Genomic DNA, 617 nt, shown 5'->3' on the forward strand with positions numbered 1-617 from the left:
TTAGAGTGAACCCAACAAGAACGTTGAGGCTGTTCTGCTGAGAGTTCGATAGACAGTTGGCCGAGAAATAGAAAACAGTTCTGAAAGATCGCTGATGGAGTAATCGCCGGTATCATACATCCGGCGAAGCTCTTTTTGCTGACGTTCAGAAAGCTTGGGTTTCTTTCCGCGTAGTTTACCTTTGTCGCGTGCAACGGCCATCCCTTCACGAGTACGCATCCGGATCAGATCGGCTTCAAACTCCGCGAAAGTCGCAAGGATGTTGAAGAACAACTTGCCCATTGGATCAGACGGATCGTGAATACTGTTCCCAAGTTGAAGCTTCACGCCACGGGATGCCAGGCTGTCGCCAATAAGCCGTGCATCAGGGACAGAGCGGGCCAGTCGATCAAGCTTTGGTACGACCAAAGTATCGCCACTACGAACAGCCGCCAGTGCCTGGTCAAGGCCGGCCCTTTCCCGGTTCGTGCCGGTGAAGCCCTTGTCGGTGTAAATACGATCGGCAGAAACACCGAGTTTGAGCAGTTCCTGATGCTGGGCCGCGAGATCCTGTTTGTCCGTCGAGCAGCGGGCATAGCCGATCATTATGTGTGTCATACGGGAAAGTGTAACGTATA

The 617-nt window shown here is 52.5% G+C and carries 1 protein-coding gene; it reads right to left on the bottom strand.

Going from position 1 to position 617, the window contains the following annotated elements; genetic code table 11:
* On the bottom strand, window positions 1-597 hold the full coding sequence (locus tag KP705_RS16160; RefSeq protein WP_029329811.1) for a recombinase family protein: 597 nt from the start codon (window positions 595-597) through the stop codon (window positions 1-3).
* Window positions 598-617: the final 20 nt, after the last annotated feature.

The sequence above is a fragment of the Gluconobacter sp. P1D12_c genome (genome assembly GCF_018812105.1).
In the GTDB taxonomy this organism is placed as follows: Bacteria; Pseudomonadota; Alphaproteobacteria; order Acetobacterales; family Acetobacteraceae; genus Gluconobacter; species Gluconobacter oxydans_A.